The organism is Cupriavidus sp. TMH.W2, from assembly GCF_050847365.1.
Classification (GTDB): Bacteria; Pseudomonadota; Gammaproteobacteria; order Burkholderiales; family Burkholderiaceae; genus Cupriavidus.
This window is the reverse complement of the sequence record NZ_CP193792.1, coordinates 2,307,511-2,333,578: the sequence shown is the minus strand read 5'-3', so window position 1 is coordinate 2,333,578 and position 26,068 is coordinate 2,307,511. Positions and strand designations below refer to the sequence as shown.

Genomic DNA, 26,068 nt, shown 5'->3' with positions numbered 1-26,068 from the left:
GGAGAGAGCGCCGGCAAGTGGCGCAGCCGGGGCCACGCCGCCTAAAAGTGACGCCACTGTTACGGCTGGTAACAATGTCGTGTGCACCGTTGCACCTGGAAATTTCCGAACCTCTACAATACCGAGTAAGAGAATTCTCACATTGAGAGGCGGATATGAAACGTTGGTGGCTCGCAGCATTCGGTATCGCGGCCGGGTTGGCGTCTGGGGCAGCAATGGCCCATGTAAGCGTCGGCGTGGCGATCGGCGTGCCGGGCGTGGTGATCGGCGCGCCGGCCTACTATCCGCCCCCTCCGGTGTACTATGCCCCGCCGCCGGTGGTCGTAGCCCCGGCTCCGGTGTACTATGCCCCGCGTCCGGTCTATTACGGTCCGGGCTATTACGGCCCGCCGCGCTATTACGGTGGTTACCGCGGTTACTATGGCCCGCCGGGATGGCGCCGTGGTCATGGTCACGGCCGTTGGCGCGACGACGACTGATGGTCGCGCGTACGAAGCAAGTCGTACGAAGCAAGTTTTTGAAAGAGAAGGGGCCCTGCAGGGTCCCTTCTCTTTTTCTTGCCGCACTGCGACATGAAGACGATAGGCCGGTTCCGGGAAACCTACGTCTTTCTGATCGCCGTCAAAATATTTGAACAGAATGCTCAAAGGATCACGTCTGTCGATATAAGGGTTTTCCCCTAAACTACGCCCATGGCATCGTGATGACGCCTGTTTCGTGGGCCTCCGCGGTGCCTCGACCAACCAAGTAGCAAGGGGAATTTCATGAAGATCAAACAAGCCGTTGTTGCCGCCGCCGCGCTGGCGGTGCTGGCCACTGTATCCAGCGCCTCGTTCGCCGCTGTCGGCAAGGTCGACCCGTATCTGGACGGCGCCAAGATCGGCGCGGTCGATCCGTACACCGACGGTGCCAAAGTGGGCAAGCCGGATCCGTTCACCGATGGTGCCCGCATCGGCAAGGCCGACCCGTACACCGACGGCGCCAAGCTGGGCAAGCCCGATCCGTTTACCGACGGCGCCTGATCCCGAAGCTGTGCCTGCCTGACAAATGGCCCGCCTTGCGCGGTAATGCCGTTCAGTTAAGGTCTCAAGCCCTACCGTCATTCCCGCGCAGGCGGGAATCCAGCGTCTTTCACGTCCCCTTAGGGGATGAAGTCACTGGGTTGCCGCCTGCGCGGGAACGACAGTCGCTAACTGAACGGCATTACCGCCTTGCGCGGGCCGTTTCGCTGTGGAACGCACCGCTGTACATGCCGCAGCGGTGCGTCTGCCATGACGATGGCGGGGGCGCGGCGCTATACTTCGGCCTCAACCAAATGAATGTCCAGGAGAGTGGTATGCAGCAAAAGACGGTTCTGACGGCAGACGACGTGAAGAAGATCATGGCCGCAGCGGAAACCGAGGCAAAGAACCATCAGTGGGCCGTGTCCATCGTCGTGGTCGACGACGGCGGCCATATGCTGGCCATGCAGCGCCTCGACGGCGCCGCACCGATTTCGGCCTATATCGCCAGTGAAAAGGCCCGTACCTCGGCGCTGGGCCGCCGTGAGTCGAAGATCTATGAAGATATGATCAACAATGGCCGCCACTCGTTCATGACGGCGCCCCTGCTGCAAGGCATGCTGGAGGGTGGCGTGCCCATCGTCTGCAATGACCAGGTGGTCGGTGCCGTGGGCGTGTCGGGCGTGAAGTCGACCGAAGACGCGCAGATCGCGCGTGCCGGCATCGCTGCGCTGGGCCTGTAAGGCATCGTGCCGGCGAATGTGCTGACCATCGCGCCGGCGCATGAAAAAGCCCCGCAGGCATGGCCTGCGGGGCAGAATAAAAGAGGGCATGGCTGGGTACGGTCGGCCTGGCGTGGGGTCTGAATCCCGCCCGCGATCATTACCTAGCTACTACCCAACACCTCGTTCCGAGGTGGTCCCCACAAAAGTCTTTACTGCCACTTGCGTGGCGCCCGCGCCCGGCGCGGGTCTCGATCGTCTCCCTTTGGCTTCCACCTCGCGGTAGCGCGCCAGGGCCGCGTCATTTCGTCAGGATCAGCTTGCCGTAGCGCGTCACGCGCAGCGTGTAGACCTCGCCGTTATGCAGGATCGGCAGGGTGTTGGCGCCGCGCATGATGGCGTCCAGTGCCACGGGATCGCCGGCCGGCGCCGACGACAGACTGTCGCGCACCAGCGCCTCCAGGCGGGCGGGCAGGGCCGCCACGGCGGACTTCACGGAGGCAATGGCCGACGGCGCGGCCTTCGCGCTGGCCTCGCGGCGCGGTTGCGCGGCCACCTCGACGCGGCGTAGCGACAGCCGGCGGCGGGTGACTTCACGCGGTTGCGGCAGCGGCAGGGAAAGTGTGCTCATCATCTGGCTCCGTTCTGCAATAAGGGAGGGCAATCAGGGGAGGGTGCGCCGCGCATGGCGCAGTCGATGGAGTGATATTAAATGAGAATGATTATTAGTACAATAGCCTTCGACAAGATTCGGAAAACGGCTACGAGTCGGCTGAAGGGCATGCAGAGACGATGTGGCGCGCGGTGGCATGCTGAATGGGCAAAGGGCCCCCGTGAGGTGTAATGCCGTTCAGTTAAGGTCTCAAGCCCTACCGTCATTCCCGCGCAGGCGGGAATCCAGCGTCTTTCACGTCCCCTTAGGGGATGAAGTCACTGGGTTGCCGCCTGCGCGGGAACGACAGTCGCTAACTGAACGGCATTACCCCGTGAGGTGCCCTTTCCCATTCGCAAGCGCCTGGAGGCGCCGCTTTAGTGCTTGGGTTCGGTGATAAAGCCGATCTTGCCCAGGCCGCCGTGCTGCGCGGCGGCCATGACCTCGGCCACGCGCTCGTAGCGCACCTCGCGGTCGGCGCGCAGGTGCAGCTCAGGCTGCGGCTGCTGCTGCGCGGCCAGCGCGATATTGCTTTCCAGCGTGGCCTGATCCACTTCCACCTGGTTCCAGAAGACCTTGCCGCTGGCGTCGATCGAGACGTTGATGCTTTGCGGCTTCGGGTCGTTCGGCGTGTTGGTGGCGCGCGGCAGGTCGATCTTCACCGCGTGGTTGATCACGGGGATGGTGATGATGAAGATGATCAGCAGCACCAGCATGACGTCGACCAGCGGCGTCATGTTGATCTCGCTCATCACCTCGTCGTCGTCGCCGTCGAGAGTACCGAATGCCATGATGACTTCCTTGCTGGCGGTTTAGCGCTGTGCCGCGGCCAGGCGCACGGTGCCGTCCTCGGCGCGGGCGCCGCTGGGGCGCACGCGCGCGCCGGTGACGAAGTAGGCGTGCAGGTCGTGGGCAAAGCGGTTGAGTTTCGAGATCACCGACTTGTTGCCGCGGGTGAGGGCGTTATAGCCCAGCACGGCGGGAATTGCCACGGCCAGGCCGAAGGCGGTCATGATCAGCGCCTCGCCCACGGGGCCGGCAACCTTGTCGATGGTCGGCACGCCCGAGGCACCGATGCCGATCAGTGCGTGGTAGATGCCCCACACGGTGCCGAACAGGCCGACGAACGGTGCGGTCGAGCCCACCGAGGCCAGCACTGCCAGGCCCGACTGCATGTGCGCCACCGAGTCATCGATGGAGCTCTTGAGCGATCGGGTCAGCCAGTCGGAGATATCCATCACGTCGTGCAGCTGCGGCTGGCTGGCGCGGTGGTGCTGGGCGGCTTCCTTGCCGGCGACGGCCAGGGTGCGGAACGGGTTGGCATCGCTGGCGCCCAGGGTTTCGAGCGCGTGGTCGAAGTCGTCCGAGTGCCAGAAGCGCTTTTCCGCGCCTTGCGCCATCTTCTTCAGGCGCACCAGATCCCATGCCTTGGTAAGGATCACGATCCATGAGGAGAGCGACATGATCAGCAGAATGATCGCGGTCGCACGCATGACGAAGTCGCCTTGCGTCCAGAGGTGGGAGAGTCCGAGGTCCTGCATGTGTTGGTTCCTGGTGAGTTCGCTTGGTTTAGGTCAGATCAGTCAGACAGATCAGAGATCGGAAACCGGGGTCAGTTCAGTTCGAAGCCGATCGGCTGCTGCGCCGTCACGGCAACGGCGCGGCCGTTGTCCATGTACGGCTTGCAGCGCATGCCCTGCACGGCTTCCACCGCGGCCTGGTCCAGCCGCGACGAACCGCTCGACGACACCACGGCAGTCTTCACGACCTTGCCGCTCTCGTCGGTGGTCAGGCGCACCACGGCCTTGCCGGTCTCGCCCATGCGGCGTGACTGGGAAGGATACTTCGGCTGCGGCGGCGTGCACTGGATTTCGCCGATGCCGACCGCGCGCGGTGCGGCGGATACCGGTGCCGGGGCGGGTTCAGGGGCTGGTGCCGGAGGGGCCGGCGGTGCGGGCGCAGCCTCGGGCGCATTCGGCGTCGGCGGCAGGCTGGCCACCGGCTGCGGGGTCGGCCTGGGCTGCGGCGGGGTCGGCCTGGGCGTGGTCACCTTCACCTGCTTGGGCGGGGTTTCCTGCTTGGGCGTGGCTTTGGGCGGCTCCGGCGGGGCTTCTTGTTTGGGGGGCTCCAGCGGAATGATGCGCGCGATGATCTCGGGCGCGATCACGGCCTCGGTGAGCTTGCGGCCCAGGCCGCTCTGGATCAGGTATAGCAGGCCGACGTGAAACAGCAGTACGGCGAGCGTAATCTTGAAGAAGCGTTGGTCGAACATGTGTCAACAACAAAAGTCTGCCGGCGGCGGCACCGCAGCGGCTGTGCGCGTCATTTGCGATAGAACAGGATCAGCGAGATGCCGCAACCGACCAGCAGGCTAAGCAGCAATTCCATGATAAACGCTCCTTCAACTGGGTTGACGTGGGAGCGCCACTCTGGGGCAGCGTGTCAGCTGCGCAGTATAAACGATAATGATTCTTATTTGTTGTGATTTGTGCATCGCAACTGGAATTTTCGATCCCGGCACGTTATACCGGCTAGTCCAGACAGTACTTACGGAGGTGAGGCAGTAGCGCGCGCGTTGGCGTCCTGGCACTTGGCTGCGCTTCGGTGCCCCAGGCCACAATCGCCGGCGCCCGTTGTGCACAGGCATGCGCGAGTGGCGTCAAAGCGCGCTAGCATAGGAAGACACAGCAGACGTGGCGGTGCGCCGGTTGCGGCCCCGCCATCGCGCATAGCGCATTCAGGGACCCGTCCATGGACTTCACACGTTTTGCTGAAGATGACCGATCGACGATTCTGCGCTCCATGCCTGGCACGTCGTCCAGCTCGGCGCTGGACTGGATGTGTGCCCAGTTTGCCCTGCGTGTGGTCTGCGCACTGGGCCCGCGCTTCAACCTGCGCAGCAATATCAACGATGTCCTGACCGTCAGCGCGCAGGAGATGGTGTGGCCATACGGCGTGGTGCTGCGCGTACAGCGCTTCCTGGCCGCGCGCTGCGCCGACATGCCGGCCTGGAAGGGCACGGCCCGCCTGACCCCTGAGGAATTCCTGGACCGCCACGGCCAGTGGAACAGCGCCTTCGACGAAAGCGCGCTGTTTTATTACCTGGACGAGTACGTCAAGCACCACGCCAAGGACATGTTCGCCGTGTTCGACGCGTCGGCCGCCGCCATCGCCCAGCGCCTGGAGGGCGAGCGCGTGCTGCTGGTGCGCAATATCGATATGCTCAGCCATGTGCTGGACCTGCCCGAGCACGAGCGCAAGCTGCTGCTGTATGCGGCGCTGGCCAAGTACAAGCGCGACCTGCGCGCGGTGATGGTCGACTGCAAGGTGGCGCACAGCCAGGAGGCGTTCCAGATCCTGGCCGGCCTGACCGGCGCCGGCGCGGCCGACGTGGCCGCCTCGCTGCGGCCGGGCTCGCGGCTGGAGACCCTGAACCTGATCGAGCAGCCGCTGCCGGAAAACAGCGTGACCGACCTGGGCGACCTGATGCGGCTGTCCGACCGGCTGCTGCACGTGCTGCTCGGCAACTATGCCAACGAGGCCGAGATGATGGCGGTGTTCACGCGTCCGGCCGCGCCGCCCACGCTGACCACCGCCGACTACCCGCATGTCGAGACCGATGCCCGCTACCTGTGCGCGCTGCTGGCCAATGCCACGCGCCAGCATGCCAGCGGCGTCAACGTGCTGATCTACGGCCCGCCCGGCACCGGCAAGACCGAGTTCGCGCGCTTGCTGGCGCGCGAGGCCGGCTGCGAGCTGTATGAGGTGGATTGCCTGGACCGCGACGGCAACAGCCTGTCGGGCAAGGACCGCTACCGCTCGCTGCAGGTGTCGCAGGCCTTCCTGCGCGGGCGCGCCCATACCGCGCTGCTGTTCGACGAGGTGGAAGACGTCTTCCCCGGCAGCGCGCGCGAGCTGATGAGCCTGTTTGGCCAGGAAGACACGCGCGCCTCGGTCAACGGCAAGGCCTGGGTCAACCAGACGCTTGAGCAGAACCCGGTGCCGGTGATCTGGATCTCGAATTCGATCCGGCAGATCGATCCCGCCTACCTGCGCCGCTTCCAGTTCCATCTTGAGCTGAAGATCCCGCCGCCGCTGGTGCGCGAGAACATCATCCGCAAGCACCTGGGCGGGCTGGATGTCAGCGATGCCTTTATCACCGGCCTGGCCGGGCGCAAGACGCTGACGCCGGCGCAGGTGCAGTCGGCCGCGCGCTTTGTCGAGCTGGCGCGTCCCGATGTGGAAGAGCCGGTGGAGGCGCTGATCCTGCGCCAGCTGGAACACGCCGACCGCGCCATGGGGCTGCGCCCCGAGGCCGAGGCGCGTCCGGTGGTTACGCACTACCGGTTGGAGAACCTGCATCTGGAAACGCGCTACGAGGTGGTCAAGATGGTCGACGCGCTGCGCGTGCGCCAGCGCGGCACGCTGTGTTTCTACGGCCCGCCCGGCACCGGCAAGACCGCACTGGCGGAGCATATGGCGGCGGAACTGGACCTGCCGCTGATGATCCGCCGCGCCTCGGACCTGATGAGCAAGTATGTGGGCGAGACCGAGCAGCAGATCGCCGCCATGTTCGCGCGCGCCGAAGAGGACGGCGCCGTGCTGCTGCTGGACGAGGCCGACAGCTTCATGCAGAGCCGCCAGCAGGCGGTGCGCAACTATGAGATCTCGGAGGTCAACGAGATGCTGCAGGGCATGGAGCGCTTCAACGGCATCTTTATCTGCACCACCAATCTGTTCGACCGTATCGACGAGGCCGCGCTGCGCCGTTTCTCGTTCAAGATCCGCTTCCTGGCACTCAGGCCCGCGCAGCGCGTGGCGATGTTTGTCGACGAGGCGCTCGACGGCGACGCCGCCGGCCTGACCGATGCCATGCGGCGCGAACTGGACGCAATGGATTGCCTGACACCGGGCGACTTCGCCACGGTCAAGCGCCAGTGCGTGCTGCTGGGCGAGGCGCTGACGCCCGATGAATTCCTGGCGCAGCTGCGCCAGGAGCATGCGATCAAGCCCGAGGTGCGCGAGCACCGGCCACTGGGCTTCCTGCAGTAAGGGAAGGCGCCGGTCAGAGGGCCGGCGCCGGCTCGATCACCACCGTTTCCGTATCCGCTTCCACCTGCAGCAGCGTGGCTGCCATCGCGCGCAGGTGCGCGGCGTCCTTGGTGGAGGCAAAGCGGTCGTGCGGGGTGGCATCGGGCGCGGCGGCCAGCTTGTGCTCGGCCAGCTTGCGCGCCAGCTGGCGCGCGATGGCACTGCCGGTATCGACCAGCGCCAGCTGGTCGCCCACCATCGCGCGGATGGTGCCGGAAAGAAAAGGGTAGTGGGTGCAGCCCAGCACCAGGGTGTCGGCGCCGGCTTCCAGCATCGGGGTCAGGTAGGCGTCCAGGCGCTGGCGCACGGCCGGGCCGTCGGTCTCGCCTTGTTCGATCAGTGACACCAGTCCCAGGCCCGCCTCGCACAGGAAGCGGCTTTCGCCTTCCAGCGATGCCAGCAGCCGCGCGAACTTGGCGCTCTTGAGGGTATTGGCGGTGGCCAGCACGCCTACGACCTTGCTGCGGCTGGCGGCGGCAGCGGGCTTCAGGCCGGGCTCGACGCCGATGATCGGCACTGCCAGCCGTTCGCGCAGCGTCTGCACCGCATGCATGGTGGCGGTATTGCAGGCGATTACCAGCGCCTTGCAACCCTGGCCGAGCAGCCATTCGCAGGCCTGCAGCGTGCGCGCCTCGACGAACGCCTCGGGCTTCTCGCCATAGGGCGCATATTTTGAATCCGCCAGGTACAGCAGCGATTCATGGGGCAGCTGCGCGCGGATCTCGCGCAGCACGGACAGGCCGCCAAGGCCCGAATCGAAGACGCCGATGGGTGCGGGGTTCACGAGGATGGTGGAGCGAAGCCGAAGAACTTGCTGGTGGTTTGCTCCCCTCTCCCGCTTGCGGGAGAGGGGCAGGGGGTGAGGGCAGGCGCTGGCATACCGATACGCTGCACTTCGTTGGGACTCCGGCCCTCTCCCCAACCCTCTCCCGCCGGCGGGAGAGGGAGCACGCAGGTGGTGTCCGGAAGCGGTGGCGCTACCCTCCCGTGAGGAGGGTGCCGGCTTTACAGCGCGGCGACCGGGATCTTGCCGATCCTGGCCTGCCATTCGGCGGGGCCGGTCTTGTGCACCGAGGTGCCTTCGCTGTCCACGGCGACGGTCACCGGCATGTCCTTGACGTCGAACTCGTAGATGGCTTCCATGCCCAGGTCCTCGAAGCCGACCACTTTGGCTTCCTTGATCGCCTTGGCCACCAGGTAGGCGGCGCCGCCCACGGCCATCAGGTAGGCCGACTTGTGCTTCTTGATCGCCTCGATCGCCACCGGGCCGCGCTCGGCCTTGCCGATCATCGAGATCAGGCCGGTTTCGGCCAGCATCATCTCGGTGAACTTGTCCATGCGGGTGGCGGTGGTGGGGCCGGCCGGGCCGACCGCCTCGTCGCGCACCGGATCGACCGGGCCGACGTAGTAGATCACGCGGTTCTTGAAGTCCACCGGCAGCTTCTCGCCCTTGGCCAGCATGTCGGCGATGCGCTTGTGCGCGGCGTCGCGGCCGGTCAGCATCTTGCCGTTGAGCAGCAGGGTCTGGCCCGGCTTCCACGAGGCCACTTCTTCCGGCGTCAGCGTGTTCAGGTCGACGCGCTTCGAGGTCTCGGTGTTCGGTGCCCACTCCACCTTCGGCCATTGCGACAGGTCAGGCGCTTCCAGCCTGGCGGGGCCGCTGCCGTCCAGCGTGAAATGCACGTGGCGGGTGGCGGCGCAGTTGGGGATCATGGCGACCGGCTTGGACGCGGCGTGCGTCGGGCTGGCCATGATCTTGACGTCCAGCACGGTGGCCAGGCCACCGAGGCCCTGGGCGCCGATGCCGAGCGCGTTGACCTTCTCGTACAGCTCGACGCGCAGTTCCTCGACCCAGTCCTTCGGGCCGCGGGCGATGATGTCCTGGATGTCGATGGACTCCATCAGCGATTCCTTGGCCATCACCATCGCCTTCTCGGCGGTGCCGCCGATGCCGATGCCCAGCATGCCCGGCGGGCACCAGCCGGCGCCCATGGTCGGCACGGTCTTGAGCACCCAGTCGACGATCGAGTCGGACGGGTTCAGCATCACGAACTTGGACTTGTTCTCCGAGCCGCCGCCCTTGGCCGCGACCTGGATGTCGACGGTGTTGCCCGGCACCACTTCATAGTGGATCACGGCCGGGGTGTTGTCTTTGGTGTTCTTGCGGGCGCCTTCGGGCGGGCTGACGATCGAGGCGCGCAGCACGTTGTCGGGGTGCGTGTAGCCGCGGCGCACACCTTCGTTGATCATGTCGGTCAGGCCCATGGTGGCGCCGTCCCAGCGCACGTCCATCCCCACCTTGACGAAGATCGTGACGATGCCGGTGTCCTGGCAGATCGGGCGCTTGCCCTCGGCGCACATGCGGCTGTTGGTCAGGATCTGCGCAATCGCGTCCTTGGCCGCCGGGCTCTGCTCCAGCTCATAGGCGCGGCCCAGGCTGGTGATGTAGTCCATCGGGTGGTAGTAGCTGATGTACTGCAGGGAGTCGGCGACGCTCTGGATGAGGTCTTCTTGCTTGATGACAGTCATTTTGTGGGGGAGGGCAGCGGTGAAACACAGCCTGAAATCATACACTGAGCCGGGGCGCTCTGCCCGGCTGCATACATCCGTCCACAAGCGATAATGTGCGGCAAGCGCCGCCAGGTGCGTGGTGGCCGGCCGGAAAGCAAAAACCGCGGCACATGGCCGCGGCCTGGCAAGGGCAAAACGCCCTGTATCTTGCCCGCAGTGACCCTCAGCCAGGGGCTCCGCCGTCCGCGCCGGCGGGTTTGCTGCGCCAGGCGGCGCGCGCCAGCCGCCCCGGCCAGCTGGCCAGCACGATCCCGGCCAGCACGCACGCCAGCGCCACCCCATGCGGCCAGCCAGGCTGCTCGCCCAGGAAGACGATGCCATAGGTGGCGGCCGCCACCGGCAGCACCGAGGTGAATACCCCCGCCAGCTGCGCCGGCACATGACGGATGCCCTTCATCCACAGCCAGAACGAGAACACGCTGGCCGACAGCGCGTACCACAGCACCATCAGCCAGGTCTGCGCCGGCACCGCGGCGGCATCGAAGTTCAGCAGCGGGACCAGCCCCAGCGGCAGCATCAGCAGCCCGCCGATCAGATGCGTATAGGCACAGATCTCGATCGCGGCCAGGGTCTGCGTGAGCCGGCGCGACAGGATCACGTAGATCGATTCGCATACCACCGCGCCCATGATCATCAGGTTGCCCAGCCATGCCTGGCTGCCATTGCCGGCGCCGTGGGAATCGCCCCGGGCGATGTTGAGCACCACGATGCCGGCCACGGCCAGCAGCACCGACAGCACCGTGCGCCGCGACAGGCGTTCGCGCAGCAGCAGCCACGACAGGATCGCCACCGTGGCGGGGATGGTGCTGGTGATCACGCCGGCGGCCATGGCGCTGGTCAGCCGCACGCCGTTGAGCATCAGCAGCGTAAACAGGAAAGTGCCGAAGAACGCCTGCAGGAACAGGTTCAGCCATTCCCCGCGCGAGACCCGGCGCATGCGCGCGGGCCGGTACCAGGGCGCCAGGCAGACAATGGCAATGGCAAAGCGCAGCAGCGCAAACAGCAGTACCGGCACATGCGCGATGATCGATTTGCCGAGGCCGACATTGCTGCCGACCAGCGCCATCGAGGCAATCAGGAACAGGGCGTAGACAGGTGCGAAAACTGGCGCATTGGCGGGCACGGGAACCTTGCCTTGGTGGTCCGGCGGGCCGGCCGGCGTCTGGCGCGGCAGCCTCGGTGCCGGTCGAATGCGGCAAGGGAGAGCGCCGCGTTCGGGTATCGGGTCCGCGGCATTATAGCTGTGCTAGCCTAATGGAGAAGGCAGCACATTCGCGCCGGGCGGCGGGACTTTCCTGTTGCGCTGCAGCATGCGGGTGAGCGTCGGGGTGGGCGTCGGTGCGGGCGTATATCCGCGCCGACCGTCAGGTTTAAGTAAGCCGTCGGGCGTACCTTGGCAGCCAAAGCCAGTCCAAAGTCAGGAGACAAGTCCATGTCCAACATCGAATCGGTGATGCAAGAGCATCGCGTGTTCAACCCGCCCGAGGCATTTGCCAGCCAGGCCGCGATCCCCAGCATGGAGGCCTACCGCGCCCTGTGCGACGAAGCCGAGCGCGACTACGAAGGCTTCTGGGGCCGCCACGCGCGCGAACTGCTGCACTGGAACAAGCCCTTCACCAAGGTGCTGGACGAGAGCGACGCGCCGTTCTACAAGTGGTTCGAGGACGGCGAGCTCAATGCTTCGTACAACTGCCTGGACCGCAACCTGCAGAACGGCAACGCCGACAAGGTCGCGATCGTGTTCGAGGCCGATGACGGCACCGTCACCCGTGTCACTTACCGCGGGCTGCACGGCAAGGTCTGCCGCTTCGCCAACGGCCTGAAGTCGCTCGGCGTCAAGAAGGGCGACCGCGTGGTGATCTACATGCCGATGTCGGTCGAAGGCGTGGTCGCGATGCAGGCCTGCGCGCGCCTGGGCGCCACGCACTCGGTAGTGTTCGGCGGGTTCTCGGCCAAGTCGCTGCAGGAGCGGCTGGTGGATGTCGGCGCGGTGGCGCTGATCACCGCTGACGAGCAGATGCGCGGCGGCAAGGCACTGCCGCTGAAGGCCATCGCCGACGACGCGCTGGCGCTGGGCGGCTGCGAGGCCGTCAGGAACGTGATTGTCTACCGCCGCACCGGAGGCAAGGTCGCGTGGGCTGAAGGCCGCGACCGCTGGATGGAAGACGTCAGCGCCAACCAGCCGGACACCTGCGAGGCCGAACCCGTCGGCGCCGAGCATCCGCTGTTCGTGCTCTATACCTCCGGCTCCACCGGCAAGCCCAAGGGCGTGCAGCACAGCACCGGCGGCTACCTGCTGTGGGCGCTGATGACGATGAAGTGGAGCTTCGACATCAAGCCCGACGACCTGTTCTGGTGCACCGCCGACATTGGCTGGGTCACCGGCCACACCTATATCGCCTATGGGCCGCTGGCCGCCGGCGCCACCCAAGTGGTGTTCGAGGGCGTGCCGACGTACCCGAACGCCGGCCGCTTCTGGGACATGATCGCGCGCCACAAGGTCAGCATCTTCTACACCGCGCCGACCGCGATCCGCTCGCTGATCAAGGCCGCAGAGGCCGACGAGAAGATCCACCCCAGGCAATACGACCTGTCCAGCCTGCGCCTGCTGGGCACCGTGGGCGAGCCGATCAATCCGGAAGCCTGGATGTGGTACTACAAGAACATCGGCAACGAGAACTGCCCGATCGTCGACACCTTCTGGCAGACCGAGACCGGCGGCCACATGATCACGCCGCTGCCGGGCGCCACGCCGCTGGTGCCGGGCTCATGCACGCTGCCGCTGCCGGGCATCATGGCCGCCATCGTCGACGAGACCGGCCATGACGTGCCCAACGGCAACGGCGGCATCCTGGTGGTCAAGCGCCCGTGGCCGGCCATGATCCGCACGATCTGGGGCGATCCCGAGCGCTTCAAGAAGAGCTATTTCCCCGAAGAGCTGGGCGGCAAGCTCTACCTGGCCGGCGACGGCTCGATCCGCGACAAGGACACCGGCTACTTCACCATCATGGGCCGCATCGACGACGTGCTGAACGTCTCGGGCCACCGCATGGGCACCATGGAGATCGAGTCGGCGCTGGTAGCCAACCCGCTGGTGGCCGAAGCCGCCGTGGTCGGCCGTCCCGACGACATGACCGGCGAAGCCATCTGCGCCTTCGTCGTGCTCAAGCGCTCGCGCCCCGATGGCGACGAGGCCGTCAAGATCGCCACCGAGCTGCGCAACTGGGTCGGCAAGGAGATCGGCCCGATCGCCAAGCCCAAGGACATCCGCTTTGGCGACAACCTGCCCAAGACGCGCTCGGGCAAGATCATGCGCCGCCTGCTGCGGTCCCTGGCCAAGGGGGAGGAGATCACGCAGGATACTTCGACGCTTGAGAACCCGGCCATCCTGGAGCAGCTCAAGCAGGCCCAGTGATCCGGTAGCGCAAGCCTGAGCGCAACCCTGAACCCGCCGCCGCGCACCCGCGCGCCGGCGGGTTTGTTACGATAGCCCCCCACCGACCACGGACCGTCCCCATGCCTGAAGCCCAGTCGCGCTTTCGCCGACGGTTGCTGCTGTACTACGGCCTGTTCACGCTGGGCTTGTTCGGCTTCGTCGGCATGATGGCGCTGCTGGAGAAATCCAATGCCGATGCGCTGTGGCTGGGCTACGTCTTCCTGTTCGTCACCATCGCGATCTATGCCTGCATCGGGCTGATCTGCCGCACCTCGGATCTCAGCGAGTACTACGTTGCGGCGCGGCGCGTGCCAGCCCTGTTCAATGGCATGGCGATCGCCGCCGACTGGATGAGCGCGGCGTCCTTCATCGGCCTGGCCGGCATCCTGTTTTCGTCCGGCTACGAAGGGCTGGCCTACGTGATGGGCTGGACCGGCGGCTACTGCCTGGTGGCCTTCCTGCTGGCGCCGTACCTGCGCAAGTACGGCGGCTACACCATTCCGGATTTTCTCGCCGCGCGCTACGGCAACGGCAAGCCGGGCGGCAACCTGCCGGTGCGCGCGATCGCGGTGCTGGCGGCCTCGCTCTGCTCCTTCGTCTACCTGGTGGCGCAGATCCAGGGCGTGGGGCTGGTGGTGACGCGCTTTATCGGCGTGGAGTTCGCTGTCGGGATCTTCTTCGGGCTGGCGGGCATCCTGGTCTGCTCGTTCCTGGGCGGCATGCGCGCGGTCACGTGGACGCAGGTGGCGCAGTACATCATGATGATCGTGGCCTTCCTGGTCACGGTATCGATGATCGCCTGGAAGCATCATCACGAACCGCTGCCGCAGCTGAGCTACGGCACGCTGCTGTCACAGCTCGACGCGCGCGAACAGCAGCTGGAGCGCGAGCCCGCCGAGCAGGCCGTGCGCGAGTATTACCGGCAGCAGGCCATCCTGCTGCAGGAGCGCATCGCCCGGCTGCCCGAGTCCTTCGCGCAGGAGCGCGACGCGCTCGACGCGCGCCTGCAGGACCTGCGCGCGCGCAACGCCCCGCTGCGCGAGATCAAGTCGCTGGAGCGGGAACGGCTGGAATTCCCGCGCGACGCCGCGGCCGCGCAGCAGCAATGGAACCAGCAGCGCGAAGATGCGCTGGCGCGCAGCCGCAATTCGCTGTCGTCCACCGAACCCTATCCCGCGGCATCCGAGCAGGAGCGCAAGACCAAGCGGCTCAATTTCGTCTTGCTGGTGTTCTGCCTGATGGTAGGCACGGCCAGCTTGCCGCACATCCTGACGCGGCTCTACACCACGCCGTCGGTCAAGGAAACGCGCAACTCCGTGGCCTGGGCCGTGTTCTGCATCGCCTTGCTGTACGTGTCGGCGCCCACGCTGGCGGCGCTGGTGAAATACGAGTTCTTCCAGCACCTGGTCGGCACCCCCTATGCCGAACTGCCCCAGTGGGTGGTGCAGTGGCGCAAGGTCGATCCACCGGTGTTCAGCATCCGCGATGTCAACGGCGACGGCATCGTGCAGTGGGCCGAGATCCTGCTGCAGCCCGACATGATCGTGCTGGCCGCGCCGGAAATCGCCGGCCTGCCATACGTGATCTCCGGCCTGATCGCCGCCGGCGCCCTGGCCGCGGCGCTGTCCACCGCCGACGGCCTGCTGCTGACCATCGCCAACGCGCTCTCGCACGACGTCTTCTATCACATGGTCGACCGCGAAGCGAGCCACCAGCGCCGCGTCACCACCGCCAAGATCGTGCTGCTGGCCGTAGCGCTTTTCGCCTCTTACGTCACATCGCTGCGCCCCGGCAACATCCTCTTCCTGGTCGGCGCCGCCTTCTCGCTGGCCGCCTCCAGCTTCTTCCCGGTACTGGTCCTCGGCATCTTCTGGCGCCGCACCACCGCGGCCGGCGCCGTCGCCGGCATGGTGGCCGGGCTTGGCGTGGCGGTGTACTACATCTTCGTCAACTACCCGTTCTTCACCCGCATGACCGGCATCTTCGGCAACCGCTGGTTCGGCGTCGACCCCATCGCCTCCGGCGCCTTCGGTGTGCCGGCGGGCTTTGCGGTGGCGATCCTTGTCAGCCTGATGACGCCACGCAACGCGCCGGTGATCGACCGGCTGGTGAGTTACCTGCGCAAGGGGTAGGGCGGGGGCTGTTGCGTAGGGCGAGTTACGGTGACGAAGCACTGGATTCGTCGAACAACTCTGCTATAATCTCGGACTTCCCGGAGAGATGGATGAGTGGTTTAAGTCGCACGCCTGGAAAGCGTGTATAGGTTAATAGCCTATCGGGGGTTCGAATCCCCCTCTCTCCGCCACTTATTCTGTAAGGCTTTGCGGGCTCTGTAAGAGCTAACTGCCGGGTCATAAAGCGCCATGTGGGTCATTCCCCCTGGCGCTTTTTGTTTGCCTGCAGCGCCTCGATAAACTTTCGCCAGGCACTTGCCGTGAGTGCGCGGCCCATTCCCAGCCCATCATCCATCCCATCAGCAAATGCCGGATGGTGCCGGAACATCCTAGACTTCACCGGGCAAGAAACGAGGTGAACCATGGCGATCACAACGTCGATCTTCCCCCGCCGGCGCTCTGTCTCAAGGATCCGATGGGGCATCGTTTGCGCGCTGCTGCTGCTGACGCCGGGCACTCACGCCGATGACGACCTGCAGAACCGCGGTCATGACCCGTTCTTCCAGGTCTCCTCGGCCATTCCTGACTGCCCCGAACCTGCCGGCCCACGCGTGAATGAAGCCGAGTGGAAGCGCGACTCGCATCATCGCATCGAGCACGGCAACCACTGCTGGCTGGAAGGGCGCTGCCGCCTGCCGAATGCCTTCGCTTACGATGATGAGATTGCCGACAGCACGCGCCGCCGGCTGCAATGGCTGTCTGCCAACTTGCCTGCGTGGCGGCAGAGTACCTTGTGGGTGACGGTGTGGCAGCGCTGGATACTGATCCAGGGCTGCGTGGCACCGGGCTTTCCTGTGGCACCGTTCATGGCTGCGTTGCGCGAGGTGCCTGACGTCGAGCGCGTCATTGACGAATCCACCGCGCATCCCGAGCGGGGGGTGCCTTATGCGCTGTTTCGCAAAGACCTGTCGCGGCATGGCGGAACGAAAGCGCAAGCGGCCGAGGGCTCGGTGCAGGGCAAGTGACCAGGCCTGGCATGGGAGCGGCCCTATGGCACTCCGGCGCCTGGCGGGATAAAGAAAAGCCCTCGGCCAGGGTAGGCGAGGGCTGAAATGGTATGGGGCGAGTCGCGGAACCGCCCCTGGGGAATGGTCGTACAGAGCATTGTGATCGCGCATCCCTCTAAATAGAGGTGTCGCTGCCATGCGACGGACGAAGCGGCGGCTCCCGTCTCCCTTTGCCGCCATAGCGTCAGCCTGGGAAGGACCGGATACAAAGCCTTACAAGACTCTCAGGCGCCAGGGTCAACCGTCACAACCTCCCCCCGTTACACGAGGTAACCAGCTTTAGGTTCTGGTCATACCAATCAGGGCGATAACGCCCTAAGGTATTGGCACCAATCGACGGAACAGCATCATGCAAAAGATCCTGGCAGTTTGTGCAATTGCTGCGGCAACCCTGCTTGCCTCTGGCGCCGCGCAGGCAAGAGTAGATGTAGGCATTGGCATCGGTATTCCTGGTGTCGTCGTCGCTGCGCCTCCGCCACCCGTGTACTACGAGCCGGCTCCTGTTTATGTGGCTCCGCGCCCGGTAGTCGTGGCGCCTGGCTACTACGATGACTGGCAAGGACGCGCGTGGCGAGAGCAACAGTGGCGTGAGCAGCGGTGGAGAGAGCACGAGTGGCGGGAACGCCATCGCAAGTGGCACCGCTGGCATGATGACGATGATGATTGATGCTGGCGCTATCGGACAATGAAAAGCCCTCGGCCGGGGTTGCCGAGGGTTCGACGTTGCGGCGGGCGAGTCGCGGCCGGCGATCCCGAACGCCGGCGCATTCGGCAGCCGTATTGGCCAGCCTCATGCGCAAATTGCATAACCCTGCTTGCGCTGCCGTGAAAGAATCAGGCATCTCTTTCGAAGGTCTCGCAGCAAGCCCATGTCCGACCCCGTCGTCCACCTCAACGGCACCCTGACCCCTCTCTCCGAAGCCCGCATCCCCGTCCTCGACCGCGGCTTCATCTTTGGCGACGGCATCTACGAAGTCATCCCGTACTACAACCGCAAGCCGTTCCGTGGCGCCCAGCACCTGGCGCGCCTGCACCGCAGCCTGGAAGGCATCGGCATTCCCGATCCGTATAGCGTTGCGCAGTGGCTGGAACGGGTTGGCGAAGTGGTCCAGGCCAACGGCCTGTCGGATCAGCTGGTCTATATCCAGGTGACGCGTGGCGTGGCCAGGCGCACGCATGCGTTTCCGAAAGAGGTCGTGCCGACGGTGCTGATCATGACCAGTCCGATGGCGTTGCCGTCGGCGCAGATGCTTGAGCAGGGCGTGGCGTGCGTGACGATGGAGGACCGGCGCTGGCTGAATTGCCAGATCAAGTCGACGTCGCTGCTTGGCAACGTGCTGGCGGCGCAGCATGCGGCGGAGCGCGGGGTGACCGAGGCCATCCAGTTCCGGGATGGCTGGCTGACCGAGGCGTCGGCGTCCAATGTGTGGGTGGTGCGCGATGGCCGCGTGCTGGCGCCGCCCAAGGACAACCTGATCCTGGAAGGGATCCGCTACGGGTTCATGGAAGAGATGTGCGCGGCGATGGAGATTCCGCTGGCGTCGCGCCGGATTGCGAAGGAAGAGGTATTTGCGGCCGATGAGGTGCTGCTGTCGTCGGCCAGCAAGGAATTGCTGCCGGTAGTGAGCATCGATGGCCGCGCGATTGGCAAGGGCGTGCCGGGGCCGGTCTTCGTGCGGCTCTACGCGGCTTACCAGGCCGCCAAGGCGGCCCTTTGAGCCTAATGCCGTTCAGTTAAGGTCTCAAGCCCTACCGTCATTCCCGCGCAGGCGGGAATCCAGCGTCTTTCACGTCCCCTTCGGGGATGAAGTCACTGGGTTGCCGCCTGCGCGGGAACGACAGTCGCTAACTGAACGGCATTAGCCCTTTGAGCCCCCTTCATGCTCACCCACATGCGTGCTAGGATGCGCTCGGATTCAGCCAGGAGACTGTCATGGCCAAGCGCGAGCGCGGCCGGCGTGCCCTGCAGGACGAGGTGAGCCGGCGCATCCAGCAAATCTATGAAATCGGCGAAGACGGCGCCAAGATCCGGGTGCCGGCGCCGGCGCCGGTGCCGCATCCGCGCGACGCCCGCGGGCGCAACTGGGACATGACCGGCTTCGCCCATGTGCATGGTTACGAGGCCAGCGTGCGCAAGGTAGTCGACAAGGTGCGCGACGAGTTCGACCTGAACGATGCTGTGGAGAATCGCGCGCCCAATCCCTTCGGGGACTGAACGAGCGGTCTCAATCGACGCAGACGATGATGGCTACGCGCCGGTTCTCGGCGCGTCCTGCCGCGGTGCGGTTGCCGGCCGCCGGGCGGGTCTTCGGGTTCTCACTGCGTGACGTCCAGGCGTGGCTCGGCGCTCTGCCAGATGCCGCCTGAGCGCCGCTTGGCGCCGTACATGGCGGCGTCGGCGGCGTGCAGCAGTGCCTGGCTGCCTTGCGCGTGGACAGGGAAGACGGCCACGCCGATGCTGAGCGAGGCCTGCACCGTGGCGCCGCCGGGCAGTCCGATGGGGGCGGCCATGGCCTGCAGGATATGGTCGGCGATATGCATGGCATCGCGCGGCGCGCGCAGCGCCGCGGCCAGCACCGCGAACTCGTCGCCGCCGATGCGCGCCACGGTGTCGCCGGCGCGCAGGCTGGCGCGGATGCGCTGGGCCACCGCTACCAGCACCGCGTCGCCGGCCGCATGGCCGTGCCGGTCGTTGATGTGCTTGAAATCGTCGCTGTCCAGGTACAGCACGGCTGCGTACTCGTCGTTGGCCGCGGCGTGGCGCACGGCGTGCTCCAGCGCCTCGACAAAGGCGGCGCGGTTCAGCAGTCCGGTCAGCGCATCGTGGTTGGCGCGATGGGCGAGCGAGCGGTTCTCGTGCTGCATCTGGTTCTGCCAGGTCTGCAGCTCGTCGAGCAGGCCGTTGAAGTCTTCGCTGAGCGCATTGAGTTCGGCGATGCTGGCGGGCGGCGTGCGCTGCGCGAAATCGCGCTGGGAGCGCACCGCATGCGCCACGTGCATCAGGTTGCGCAATGGCTCGACGATCTGCACCAGCAGCCGGCTGGCCAGGTAGTGCGCGCCGACGGCGGTCAGCAGCAGGCAGCCCAGCAGGCCCAGCGCGCCCTGCAGCAGGAAGTGCAGCAGGTAGCGAGGGTCGCCACTGACGCGCAGCATGCCTACCTGCTGTGCCTGGTGCAGGATTGGTTGCTCGACGGCATCCATGGCGAGCCATTCGCCCAGCGCGTGACGCGGGCCGGTCAGCGGTGTCTGGCCGGGGCGCTGCCACTCAGCCAGGACATGGTGGTCGAGGTCGTAGACGGTGGCGCGCGCGATATCCTCGGACGCGGCAATCATGGCCAGCGTTTCCGTGGTGGCCGCCTGGTCGCGGAACACGACCGGCGCCTCCAGCGTGTAGGCGATGGAGCGGGCCAGCAGCCGCACGTTATGCTCGGCGTAGACGCGCAGCGCCGTCACGCCGATCGCGCTCAGCGACAGCCCGGCGGTGCAGACGGCGATCAGCGCCACGCCCAGGTGAATGCGGCGCAACACGCTGTACAGGGTGGGGCGCGGGCCATTGCCGCGCAACGGTTTGCGCGCGCTCATGACGGTGCCCCCTTGCGGCGGCCAAGTTGCAGCACGCTGGGGTGCATGTGCACGCCGCTGCGGGCAAGGGCATCCAGGTTGACGCGGAACGAAACCTGGTTGTCGCGGATGTTCAGGCAGAACATGCTGCCGCCTTCGCACTCGAAGTCTTCCTCGGCGATCACCAGCACCGGGCGGCCGGTCAGCTCGGCCGATATTCGCTTGCGGCGCGCTTCGCTCATCGTGCCGACATACAGCGCATCGCACGCCGGGTGCAGCATGTCGGCCAGCACGTCGACCTGGCGGGTTTGCACGGTCCGTCCGTTGGTGAGCGTGCCGCCTTCCAGCAGCCGCGCGGCATAGCGGCTGGCGTTGTCCACACACAGCCGCACGGGATCGCGCTCCACCGGCCAGCGCGCGTAGCCCAGCAGGCTGAGCACCACGCGCGCGACCAGGTCGGTACGCTGCGGCGCGGGCTGCGCGGTCACGACTGGCGGCAGCATGGCCGGCAGCACTGCCAGTGTCACGGCGAGCAGCAGCGCCGTCAGGCCACGGCGCAGCAGCGGGCGTCGCCAGACAGGGGCTGTATTCGGAGGGGGGCTGGCTGGGGCAGGAGCCATGTTCTGGGGGCGTTCATCGACCCGAAGTGGTGGGTATGAGCAGTAATCCGTGGAGCCCCGCGAGTGGCGCGGCTTGATACGAAATGTTTATCGGTTCCGCGTCGATTTCCTGAAGGACGCGAAAACGGTGTTGCACGCGCGCAGCGCTTCGCCGTGGCGGACACAACACTTAGAATGGGGCCATCGTCCCCAACGCGCGCCTCGCCGCCGCCTGCCGCCATGACTGCTGACCCGCTTTTCCGCTTCCTGCACGTAGCCGGCGTCGCCGTCTGGGTGGGCGGCATGTTCTTCGCCTACCTGTGCCTGCGGCCCGTGGCCGGCAGCGTGCTGGAACCACCTGCGCGGCTGCGCCTCTGGCGTGGCGTGTTTGCGCGCTTCTTCCCCTGGGTGTGGGCAGCGGTGATCGCAATCCTGCTGAGCGGCGCGGCGATGATGGCCGCGGTGGGCATGGCTGGTGCCCCGCGCAACTGGCACCTGATGCTGGGGACCGGGCTGGTCATGACCCTGATATTCTGCTACGTGTGGTTCGGGCCGTATCGCCTGCTGGGCCAGGCCGTGCAGGCCCAGGACTGGCCGGCCGGCGGTGCCGCGCTGAACCGTATCCGGCAGGCCGTGGGCACCAACCTGGCGCTCGGGCTGGTCAATATCGCCATGGCCACGCTGGGGCGCTGGCTGGCCTGAGCGGGCAGACGTCCCGCCATGGCCCCGCACTAATTGGCATCACCAAGCAAAAGGGAGAGCCGCAATGCGCGTCATCGCATGTCTTGCCGTCCTGGGTCTTGCCGTGGCGGCCGCACCGGCCTGCGCCGCGGAAAACGATGGCCTGAGCGACGAATACGAGCGTTGCATGGCCAAGACTGTGTCGACCGCCGACATGCTCAACTGTGCCGCGATGGAATCGCGGGTCCAGGACTCGGCGCTGAACAGTACCTACCAGGCCCTGCTGCGGCGGCTGGAAGCGCCCCGCACCGGGCAGCTGCGGGTGGCGCAGCGGGTCTGGCTTGAATTCCGCCAGGCCAATTGCGCCTATGTGGCCAATCCGACCGGCGGCACGGCCGCGCGGGTGGCCGGGGCGACCTGCATGCTGCAGATGACGGCCGCCCGGGTGCGCGAACTGCGTGCCTTTGCCACCGAGGCTTCCGCCCGGTGAGCTGGCGGGGCTTGTGCTAGAGTTCTCAGACACCTGTGCTGCGGCACGTCTCACCAGGAGATGGATCATGGCAAGTGAATCGCGGAACAACCTGAAGGCATTCGTGCAGACCGCGCCCCAGGCGGGGCGCTATGTGTGGGTGATCGCGCTGGTGGATTTCGGCGCGCAGCAGGTCCGGCGCGCCATCGTTTCGGACGACACCTTCACCACTTCGGACGCCGCGCGGGTCGCCGGCGAGGCCCAGCTCAAGGCGATGGCCGAGGATCACTAGCGCCGCGCGCACACACGCGCAAGCGTGTGTTGCGCGTCGGCATCTCTGTGATCGTCCGATACCCATTCTTACAATTCCATGGGATCAGGGAGCGCTAGACTGTGGGCATGTTCCTCCACAAGAAAGGACTCCCATGAGTGATCGCACGCTGCGCCCGGCCAGGGCTCTCCTGCTGGCGGCCCTGCTGGGTTCGGGCCTGACCTTCAGTGCCGCGTCGATGGCCCAGGTTTCGGTCAATATTGCCATCGGCGTACCGCCGCCGGCCCCGGTCTATGAGGTCGTGCCCGCGCCGCGCGCCGGCTATGTCTGGATGCCCGGCTACTGGGACTGGGACGACCACTACCACAAGCATGCGTGGAAGAAGGGCCGCTGGGAACGCGAACGCCCTGGCTATATCTATGAGTCGCCGCGCTGGATCCAGTCGCGCGACGGCTGGGTGCTGGTACCGGGCCGCTGGGACCAGGGCGGGTACAAGGACAAGGGCTACAAGGACAAGGGCCACAAGGACAAGGGCTACCACTGCCCGCCCGGCCACGCCAAGAAGGGCGAGTGCTGATGTGCCCGCGGCCCGGCGCCACGCGGTGACGCCGGGCTGCCCTGCCATGCTACGATCCCCGCCATGACAACCGCGCCAGCGCGGCGCATCGGCAGCGGATACCCGGAGGGAGTGATGGCTAAGCATGTCTTCACGCGCGCGCAGTATCTCGACATCCTCAATGACAGCCTGCGCAAGCATCCCGGCTGGCAGCCCGGCATGGCCTTTGTGTTCCTGCCGCCCGGCGCCGATGCCAGCCAGGCCACGGCAGTGGGCTGCACCGGCCCGATGGACGCCATCCCGGTCTATGCGGAAATCCAGCGGGTGGCTGCCGAACTGATCGAAGTCAGCAACGCCTAGCACAACCGGATGGCGCAACCGGCGCGGGGCGCCAGCCGCGGGGCGGCCGGTGGCCGCCGCAGGTGCGTACAATACCGGCCTCTACAGACTTTCGGATATTGCCGTGAAGAAAACGGACCTGGAAAAGAACAAGGGCCTGAAAATCGCCAACAGCCTGAAGCAGGCTGCGGCGGGGCGGGGCGGCATGCCTGGCGGCGCGGCGCGCCCGGACCGGCGCGAGCAGCGCCGGCTGGACCAGGAGCAGGGTCTGGTGCCCTTTGCGTGCAAGCTGGACGGCACGCTGGTGAAGCGCCTGCAGGCGCTTGCCGTCGATCACCCGGGTGGCATGACCGGGTTGCTCAATGAACTGCTGACCGGCGCATTGCCGCCGGAACAAGGCCAGGCCTGAGCGTTTGCGCGGCGGCCGCGGCCGCCGCTGGCCTGACGCCCTGGCTTAGTCCTCTTCCTCGTCGTCGAGGAATTCGCGGCGCAGCATCCAGTTGGCAATAGCTTCGTCGCAGATGCGCTTGAATTTCTGCTTGTCGGGCATCTTGTCGAACAGCTGGAAATTGACCAGCGCCATGCCGGCATCGGTGATGTAGAACATCCGGCTCGGATCGTCTTCATGGACAATGCGGCCATCGATGGCGTCTTCCCCGCTTTCCGCCGGCATGTCCTCCAGCTCGACCACGCGGCAGGTGAAGCGCGGGCTGCGGGTGTGGGTCAGATACTCGAACTCGTCGTGCATGACCTCGCCGCCTTTGCCTGCGATAACGGCGAAGCCCCAGATAAAGCGGGGCATCGGCAGATCGGACAGATCTTCAATCTCGTCCATGGTGTTCTCCCTGATTCAATCCCCGCATTATCGCCCGGAACGGCGCTGCCTCAAATGGTGACGTGGCGTGACGGTGTCATTTGCGTCCCGCTCAGGGCTTTGCATGGCAATTGGCCAGCGCCGGCGCGGCGTTTTCGGCCTGCATCAGGTCGCGCAGCGTGCCTTCCTCGCCCTTGGTCCACCATTCGTAGCGGCCGCCGACATAGCGCGCGCCCGAGGCCGACACGGTGCTGACCGCCAGCACCGGCTTGCCTTCCAGGCGGAAGACCGCCGCCTGGTTGTCCGGGCTGTTGAAATAGCGCACGGACAGCGTCTTGCCGCCGTCGCACTGGTAGCGCACGGTGCGCACGTCCGGGAAGCGCACGCCGTCGATGCCCGGGGCGCGGGCGGCGTTGGCCGCGGCGCAGGCGCCGATGGTTGCCAGCAGGGCCACGGTGTGGGCGCAGGACAGGATTGGGCGATGGGTCATGGCTGTGCGTAGGTCGATGGGTGGTTTATCAGCCGAGCATGTAGCCGGCGGCGAGCGTGCGGAAGCTCTCGACTTCGCGTGCCTGCCAGGCGTCGTCTTCGCCGAGTTCTTCGGCCAGGATCGCGGCCACGGCCGGGGCGGCGCCGACGGCCGCCCGGGCGTCCAGGAACAGCGCGCGGTTGCGGCGGGCCAGCACGTCCTCGACCCGGCGGGCCAGTTCATGCCGGGCGGCAAAGCGCACATGGGCCTCGGTCAGGCCCGATGCCGGCGCCAGCATCCGGTCGTGGCCCGGCAGCGCGCGCAGCATGTCCAGTTCGTTGCCGTAGTAGCGGTCCGGTGAGCCTGCATCCGTCGGCGGCAGCTCGGCGGGCAAGCCCGCGGCGCCGTGCAGCGGTAACTCCGCGGTCACGCACGGAGCCGCGCGCACCATCTGGCGCTGGATCGCGGTCTCGATCACGTCTTCGGCCATCTTGCGGTAGGTGGTCCACTTGCCGCCGGTGACGGTGATCAGCCCGGCCCTGGACACCAGGATCGTATGCTCGCGCGACAGCGACGCGGTCGAGGCCTCGCCGGTGGCCCGCACCAGCGGCCGCAGGCCGGCCCAGACGCTGGTGACGTCAGCGCGGGTCGGGTCCCTGGCCAGGTAGCGTGACGCAGTTTCCAGGATGAAATCGACATCGTCGGCACCGGCGTCGGGCTCCAGCGGCAGGTCGCGGCGCGGCGTGTCGGTGGTGCCGACGATGGTATGGCCATTCCAGGGCACGACGAACAACACCCGGCCGTCGTCGGTCTTGGGGATCAGGATGGCGCGCTCGCCCGGCAGGAAGCTGCGCGGCAGCGTCAGGTGCACGCCCTGGCTGGGCGCGACCATGGCGCGGGCCTGGCCGTCTTCCATCTGGCGGATCGCATCGACCCACACGCCGGTGGCATTGATCACGCAGTCCGCCCGCAGCCGGAAGGTGGCGTCTCCGAGCGCATCCTGCACGGTCACGCCGCTGATCACGCCGCCTTGCTGGCTCAAGCCCGTCACGCGCATGTAGTTGATCGCGGTGCCGCCCACGTCGAACAGGGTGCGCATCAGCGCCACCGCCAGCCGGGCATCGTCGAACTGGCCGTCGAAATACAGGTTGCCGCCGCGCAGTGCACGCCCGCCGACATGCTCGGCCAGGTTGGGCGCCGCGGCCAGCACTTCGCGGTGGTTCAGCCAGCGGCTGCCGGCCAGGTTGAGGTTGCCGGCCAGCATGTCATAGACCTTCAGGCCGATACCGTAGAAGGGCTGGTCGAACATCTGGTAGGCCGGCACCACGAAGCCCAGCGGCCACACCAGGTGCGGCGCGTTGCGCGCCAGCAGGCCGCGCTCGTGCAGGGCCTCGCGCACCAGGCTGATATTGCCCTGGGCCAGGTAGCGCACGCCGCCATGCACCAGCTTGGTGGCCTTGCTGGAAGTGCCCTTGGCAAAGTCCGCGGCTTCGACCAGCAGCGTGCGGTAGCCGCGCGAGGCGGCATCGACCGCAGTGCCCAGGCCGGTGGCGCCGCCGCCGATGACGATCACGTCCCAGCGCGGCTCGCGCTCAAGCGTGGCGAGCAGGGCCGCGCGCTCAGGTGGCTGGATCGGGGGGGGAATTCTTTGCATG

General features: G+C 66.4%; 28 protein-coding genes, 1 tRNA gene and 1 pseudogene. 17 read left to right on the top strand and 13 right to left on the bottom strand.

The features are described 5' to 3' along the window. The first annotated feature begins 155 nt into the window (after positions 1-155). The 3 genes from ACREYQ_RS10730 (at position 156) to ACREYQ_RS10720 (ending at position 1,744) form a co-directional block, all read left to right on the top strand. Positions 156-479, top strand: coding sequence for a hypothetical protein (locus tag ACREYQ_RS10730; protein ID WP_432257594.1), 324 nt, complete (start codon positions 156-158; stop codon positions 477-479). Between the two features lie 285 nt (positions 480-764). After that, positions 765-1,022, top strand: a complete 258-nt coding sequence (locus ACREYQ_RS10725; protein WP_432257593.1) for a hypothetical protein — start codon at positions 765-767, stop codon at positions 1,020-1,022. Positions 1,023-1,336: 314 nt separating this feature from the next. Beyond that, positions 1,337-1,744, top strand: a complete 408-nt coding sequence (locus ACREYQ_RS10720) for a heme-binding protein (protein WP_432257592.1) — start codon at positions 1,337-1,339, stop codon at positions 1,742-1,744. Between the two features lie 280 nt (positions 1,745-2,024). On the opposite strand, the gene ACREYQ_RS10715 is transcribed toward ACREYQ_RS10720, so the two are convergent. The 4 genes from ACREYQ_RS10715 to ACREYQ_RS10700 all read right to left on the bottom strand — a co-directional run bounded on the left by ACREYQ_RS10715 (position 2,025) and on the right by ACREYQ_RS10700 (position 4,647). Next, positions 2,025-2,354: a hemin uptake protein HemP gene (locus ACREYQ_RS10715; RefSeq protein WP_432257591.1), complete on the bottom strand. Its 330-nt coding sequence runs from the start codon at positions 2,352-2,354 to the stop codon at positions 2,025-2,027. Between the two features lie 398 nt (positions 2,355-2,752). Continuing rightward, a complete protein-coding gene (locus ACREYQ_RS10710) occupies positions 2,753-3,166 on the bottom strand; it encodes an ExbD/TolR family protein (protein ID WP_018309363.1) in 414 nt (137 codons plus the stop codon). A gap of 21 nt (positions 3,167-3,187) precedes the next feature. Continuing rightward, on the bottom strand, positions 3,188-3,916 hold the full coding sequence (locus tag ACREYQ_RS10705; RefSeq protein WP_432257590.1) for a MotA/TolQ/ExbB proton channel family protein: 729 nt from the start codon (positions 3,914-3,916) through the stop codon (positions 3,188-3,190). A 71-nt stretch (positions 3,917-3,987) separates the two neighbouring features. Continuing rightward, positions 3,988-4,647: an energy transducer TonB gene (locus tag ACREYQ_RS10700; protein ID WP_432257589.1), complete on the bottom strand. Its 660-nt coding sequence runs from the start codon at positions 4,645-4,647 to the stop codon at positions 3,988-3,990. 479 nt (positions 4,648-5,126) lie between these two features. On the opposite strand from ACREYQ_RS10700, the gene ACREYQ_RS10695 reads away from it, so the two are divergent. Continuing rightward, a complete protein-coding gene (locus tag ACREYQ_RS10695; protein WP_432257588.1) occupies positions 5,127-7,427 on the top strand; it encodes an AAA family ATPase in 2,301 nt (766 codons plus the stop codon). 13 nt (positions 7,428-7,440) lie between these two features. Here ACREYQ_RS10695 and murI read toward each other — a convergent pair whose 3' ends face one another. The 3 genes from murI to ACREYQ_RS10680 form a co-directional block, all read right to left on the bottom strand. Then, entirely contained in the window at positions 7,441-8,250 is an 810-nt protein-coding gene (gene murI, locus ACREYQ_RS10690; protein ID WP_432257587.1) for a glutamate racemase, read from the bottom strand. A gap of 221 nt (positions 8,251-8,471) precedes the next feature. Beyond that, positions 8,472-9,995, bottom strand: a complete 1,524-nt coding sequence (locus tag ACREYQ_RS10685) for a fumarate hydratase (RefSeq protein WP_432257586.1) — start codon at positions 9,993-9,995, stop codon at positions 8,472-8,474. Positions 9,996-10,200: 205 nt separating this feature from the next. Continuing rightward, positions 10,201-11,160, bottom strand: coding sequence for a DMT family transporter (locus tag ACREYQ_RS10680; protein WP_432257585.1), 960 nt, complete (start codon positions 11,158-11,160; stop codon positions 10,201-10,203). A 309-nt stretch (positions 11,161-11,469) separates the two neighbouring features. Here ACREYQ_RS10680 and acs point away from each other — a divergent pair, with 309 nt between their 5' ends. From acs to ACREYQ_RS10645, 7 genes are all read left to right on the top strand, one after another. After that, entirely contained in the window at positions 11,470-13,452 is a 1,983-nt protein-coding gene (acs, locus tag ACREYQ_RS10675; protein ID WP_432257584.1) for an acetate--CoA ligase, read from the top strand. A 101-nt stretch (positions 13,453-13,553) separates the two neighbouring features. Beyond that, positions 13,554-15,605 carry a VC_2705 family sodium/solute symporter gene (locus ACREYQ_RS10670; RefSeq protein WP_432257583.1) on the top strand — a complete coding sequence of 684 codons (2,052 nt, stop codon included), beginning with the start codon at positions 13,554-13,556 and terminating at the stop codon, positions 15,603-15,605. 82 nt (positions 15,606-15,687) lie between these two features. Then, positions 15,688-15,778: transfer RNA gene (locus tag ACREYQ_RS10665), tRNA-Ser, on the top strand. Positions 15,779-16,009: 231 nt separating this feature from the next. Beyond that, on the top strand, positions 16,010-16,612 hold the full coding sequence (locus tag ACREYQ_RS10660) for a BON domain-containing protein (protein WP_432257582.1): 603 nt from the start codon (positions 16,010-16,012) through the stop codon (positions 16,610-16,612). A 391-nt stretch (positions 16,613-17,003) separates the two neighbouring features. Continuing rightward, positions 17,004-17,321 carry a PXPV repeat protein gene (locus tag ACREYQ_RS10655; protein ID WP_432257581.1) on the top strand — a complete coding sequence of 106 codons (318 nt, stop codon included), beginning with the start codon at positions 17,004-17,006 and terminating at the stop codon, positions 17,319-17,321. A gap of 202 nt (positions 17,322-17,523) precedes the next feature. Next, on the top strand, positions 17,524-18,372 hold the full coding sequence (locus ACREYQ_RS10650; protein WP_432257580.1) for a D-amino acid aminotransferase: 849 nt from the start codon (positions 17,524-17,526) through the stop codon (positions 18,370-18,372). A gap of 215 nt (positions 18,373-18,587) precedes the next feature. After that, a complete protein-coding gene (locus tag ACREYQ_RS10645) occupies positions 18,588-18,869 on the top strand; it encodes a hypothetical protein (RefSeq protein WP_432257579.1) in 282 nt (93 codons plus the stop codon). Positions 18,870-18,879: 10 nt separating this feature from the next. Here ACREYQ_RS10645 and ACREYQ_RS10640 read toward each other — a convergent pair. From ACREYQ_RS10640 to ACREYQ_RS10630, 3 genes and pseudogenes are all read right to left on the bottom strand, one after another. Further along, a pseudogene (locus ACREYQ_RS10640) lies at positions 18,880-18,963 on the bottom strand (OmpA family protein); the annotation flags it as partial. A gap of 7 nt (positions 18,964-18,970) precedes the next feature. Then, positions 18,971-20,236: a diguanylate cyclase domain-containing protein gene (locus ACREYQ_RS10635; protein ID WP_432257578.1), complete on the bottom strand. Its 1,266-nt coding sequence runs from the start codon at positions 20,234-20,236 to the stop codon at positions 18,971-18,973. Next, on the bottom strand, positions 20,233-20,835 hold the full coding sequence (locus tag ACREYQ_RS10630; protein WP_432257577.1) for a YfiR family protein: 603 nt from the start codon (positions 20,833-20,835) through the stop codon (positions 20,233-20,235). The genes ACREYQ_RS10635 and ACREYQ_RS10630 overlap by 4 nt, the downstream gene beginning before the upstream one ends. Positions 20,836-21,054: 219 nt before the next feature. Between ACREYQ_RS10630 and ACREYQ_RS10625 the strand changes: the two genes are divergently transcribed. The 6 genes from ACREYQ_RS10625 to ACREYQ_RS10600 all read left to right on the top strand — a co-directional run bounded on the left by ACREYQ_RS10625 (position 21,055) and on the right by ACREYQ_RS10600 (position 23,539). Continuing rightward, a complete protein-coding gene (locus ACREYQ_RS10625; protein WP_432257576.1) occupies positions 21,055-21,516 on the top strand; it encodes a CopD family protein in 462 nt (153 codons plus the stop codon). Between the two features lie 64 nt (positions 21,517-21,580). Beyond that, positions 21,581-21,985: a lysozyme inhibitor LprI family protein gene (locus ACREYQ_RS10620; RefSeq protein WP_432257575.1), complete on the top strand. Its 405-nt coding sequence runs from the start codon at positions 21,581-21,583 to the stop codon at positions 21,983-21,985. 67 nt (positions 21,986-22,052) lie between these two features. Further along, on the top strand, positions 22,053-22,256 hold the full coding sequence (locus ACREYQ_RS10615; protein ID WP_114132475.1) for a hypothetical protein: 204 nt from the start codon (positions 22,053-22,055) through the stop codon (positions 22,254-22,256). 133 nt (positions 22,257-22,389) lie between these two features. Further along, positions 22,390-22,812 (top strand): YXWGXW repeat-containing protein, encoded by a 423-nt coding sequence (locus ACREYQ_RS10610; protein WP_432257574.1) that lies wholly within the window; start codon positions 22,390-22,392, stop codon positions 22,810-22,812. A gap of 114 nt (positions 22,813-22,926) precedes the next feature. Beyond that, positions 22,927-23,151, top strand: coding sequence for a hypothetical protein (locus tag ACREYQ_RS10605; RefSeq protein WP_078197054.1), 225 nt, complete (start codon positions 22,927-22,929; stop codon positions 23,149-23,151). Positions 23,152-23,248: 97 nt separating this feature from the next. Beyond that, complete coding sequence (locus tag ACREYQ_RS10600) at positions 23,249-23,539, top strand: hypothetical protein (protein ID WP_432260397.1); 291 nt, start codon at positions 23,249-23,251, stop codon at positions 23,537-23,539. A gap of 45 nt (positions 23,540-23,584) precedes the next feature. Here the strand turns inward: ACREYQ_RS10600 and ACREYQ_RS10595 are convergent, their stop codons facing one another. From ACREYQ_RS10595 to ACREYQ_RS10585, 3 genes are all read right to left on the bottom strand, one after another. Next, the gene (locus tag ACREYQ_RS10595) at positions 23,585-23,965 is read right to left on the bottom strand and encodes a hypothetical protein (RefSeq protein ID WP_432257573.1); all 381 of its coding nucleotides are present in this window, start codon (positions 23,963-23,965) and stop codon (positions 23,585-23,587) included. 91 nt (positions 23,966-24,056) lie between these two features. Further along, positions 24,057-24,434, bottom strand: coding sequence for an MliC family protein (locus tag ACREYQ_RS10590; protein ID WP_432257572.1), 378 nt, complete (start codon positions 24,432-24,434; stop codon positions 24,057-24,059). 28 nt (positions 24,435-24,462) lie between these two features. Further along, positions 24,463-26,067, bottom strand: coding sequence for a glycerol-3-phosphate dehydrogenase/oxidase (locus ACREYQ_RS10585; protein ID WP_432257571.1), 1,605 nt, complete (start codon positions 26,065-26,067; stop codon positions 24,463-24,465). Position 26,068: the final 1 nt, after the last annotated feature.

Excerpts from the sequence above, each read along its gene's own strand:
- ACREYQ_RS10660 (WP_432257582.1), top strand. The coding sequence starts at position 16,010 with ATGGCGATCACAACGTCGATCTTCCCCCGCCGGCGCTCTGTCTCAAGG.
- ACREYQ_RS10655 (WP_432257581.1), top strand. The coding sequence starts at position 17,004 with ATGCAAAAGATCCTGGCAGTTTGTGCAATTGCTGCGGCAACCCTGCTT.
- ACREYQ_RS10610 (WP_432257574.1), top strand. The coding sequence starts at position 22,390 with ATGAGTGATCGCACGCTGCGCCCGGCCAGGGCTCTCCTGCTGGCGGCC.
- ACREYQ_RS10725 (WP_432257593.1), top strand. The coding sequence starts at position 765 with ATGAAGATCAAACAAGCCGTTGTTGCCGCCGCCGCGCTGGCGGTGCTG.
- ACREYQ_RS10625 (WP_432257576.1), top strand. The coding sequence starts at position 21,055 with ATGACTGCTGACCCGCTTTTCCGCTTCCTGCACGTAGCCGGCGTCGCC.
- acs (WP_432257584.1), top strand. The coding sequence starts at position 11,470 with ATGTCCAACATCGAATCGGTGATGCAAGAGCATCGCGTGTTCAACCCG.
- ACREYQ_RS10695 (WP_432257588.1), top strand. The coding sequence starts at position 5,127 with ATGGACTTCACACGTTTTGCTGAAGATGACCGATCGACGATTCTGCGC.
- ACREYQ_RS10705 (WP_432257590.1), bottom strand. The coding sequence starts at position 3,916 with ATGCAGGACCTCGGACTCTCCCACCTCTGGACGCAAGGCGACTTCGTC.
- ACREYQ_RS10700 (WP_432257589.1), bottom strand. The coding sequence starts at position 4,647 with ATGTTCGACCAACGCTTCTTCAAGATTACGCTCGCCGTACTGCTGTTT.
- ACREYQ_RS10630 (WP_432257577.1), bottom strand. The coding sequence starts at position 20,835 with ATGGCTCCTGCCCCAGCCAGCCCCCCTCCGAATACAGCCCCTGTCTGG.
- ACREYQ_RS10720 (WP_432257592.1), top strand. The coding sequence starts at position 1,337 with ATGCAGCAAAAGACGGTTCTGACGGCAGACGACGTGAAGAAGATCATG.
- ACREYQ_RS10605 (WP_078197054.1), top strand. The coding sequence starts at position 22,927 with ATGGCTAAGCATGTCTTCACGCGCGCGCAGTATCTCGACATCCTCAAT.
- ACREYQ_RS10730 (WP_432257594.1), top strand. The coding sequence starts at position 156 with ATGAAACGTTGGTGGCTCGCAGCATTCGGTATCGCGGCCGGGTTGGCG.
- ACREYQ_RS10620 (WP_432257575.1), top strand. The coding sequence starts at position 21,581 with ATGCGCGTCATCGCATGTCTTGCCGTCCTGGGTCTTGCCGTGGCGGCC.
- ACREYQ_RS10685 (WP_432257586.1), bottom strand. The coding sequence starts at position 9,995 with ATGACTGTCATCAAGCAAGAAGACCTCATCCAGAGCGTCGCCGACTCC.
- ACREYQ_RS10585 (WP_432257571.1), bottom strand. The coding sequence starts at position 26,067 with ATGCAAAGAATTCCCCCCCCGATCCAGCCACCTGAGCGCGCGGCCCTG.
- ACREYQ_RS10635 (WP_432257578.1), bottom strand. The coding sequence starts at position 20,236 with ATGAGCGCGCGCAAACCGTTGCGCGGCAATGGCCCGCGCCCCACCCTG.
- ACREYQ_RS10670 (WP_432257583.1), top strand. The coding sequence starts at position 13,554 with ATGCCTGAAGCCCAGTCGCGCTTTCGCCGACGGTTGCTGCTGTACTAC.
- ACREYQ_RS10710 (WP_018309363.1), bottom strand. The coding sequence starts at position 3,166 with ATGGCATTCGGTACTCTCGACGGCGACGACGACGAGGTGATGAGCGAG.
- ACREYQ_RS10590 (WP_432257572.1), bottom strand. The coding sequence starts at position 24,434 with ATGACCCATCGCCCAATCCTGTCCTGCGCCCACACCGTGGCCCTGCTG.
- ACREYQ_RS10650 (WP_432257580.1), top strand. The coding sequence starts at position 17,524 with ATGTCCGACCCCGTCGTCCACCTCAACGGCACCCTGACCCCTCTCTCC.
- ACREYQ_RS10595 (WP_432257573.1), bottom strand. The coding sequence starts at position 23,965 with ATGGACGAGATTGAAGATCTGTCCGATCTGCCGATGCCCCGCTTTATC.
- ACREYQ_RS10645 (WP_432257579.1), top strand. The coding sequence starts at position 18,588 with ATGGCCAAGCGCGAGCGCGGCCGGCGTGCCCTGCAGGACGAGGTGAGC.
- ACREYQ_RS10615 (WP_114132475.1), top strand. The coding sequence starts at position 22,053 with ATGGCAAGTGAATCGCGGAACAACCTGAAGGCATTCGTGCAGACCGCG.
- ACREYQ_RS10715 (WP_432257591.1), bottom strand. The coding sequence starts at position 2,354 with ATGAGCACACTTTCCCTGCCGCTGCCGCAACCGCGTGAAGTCACCCGC.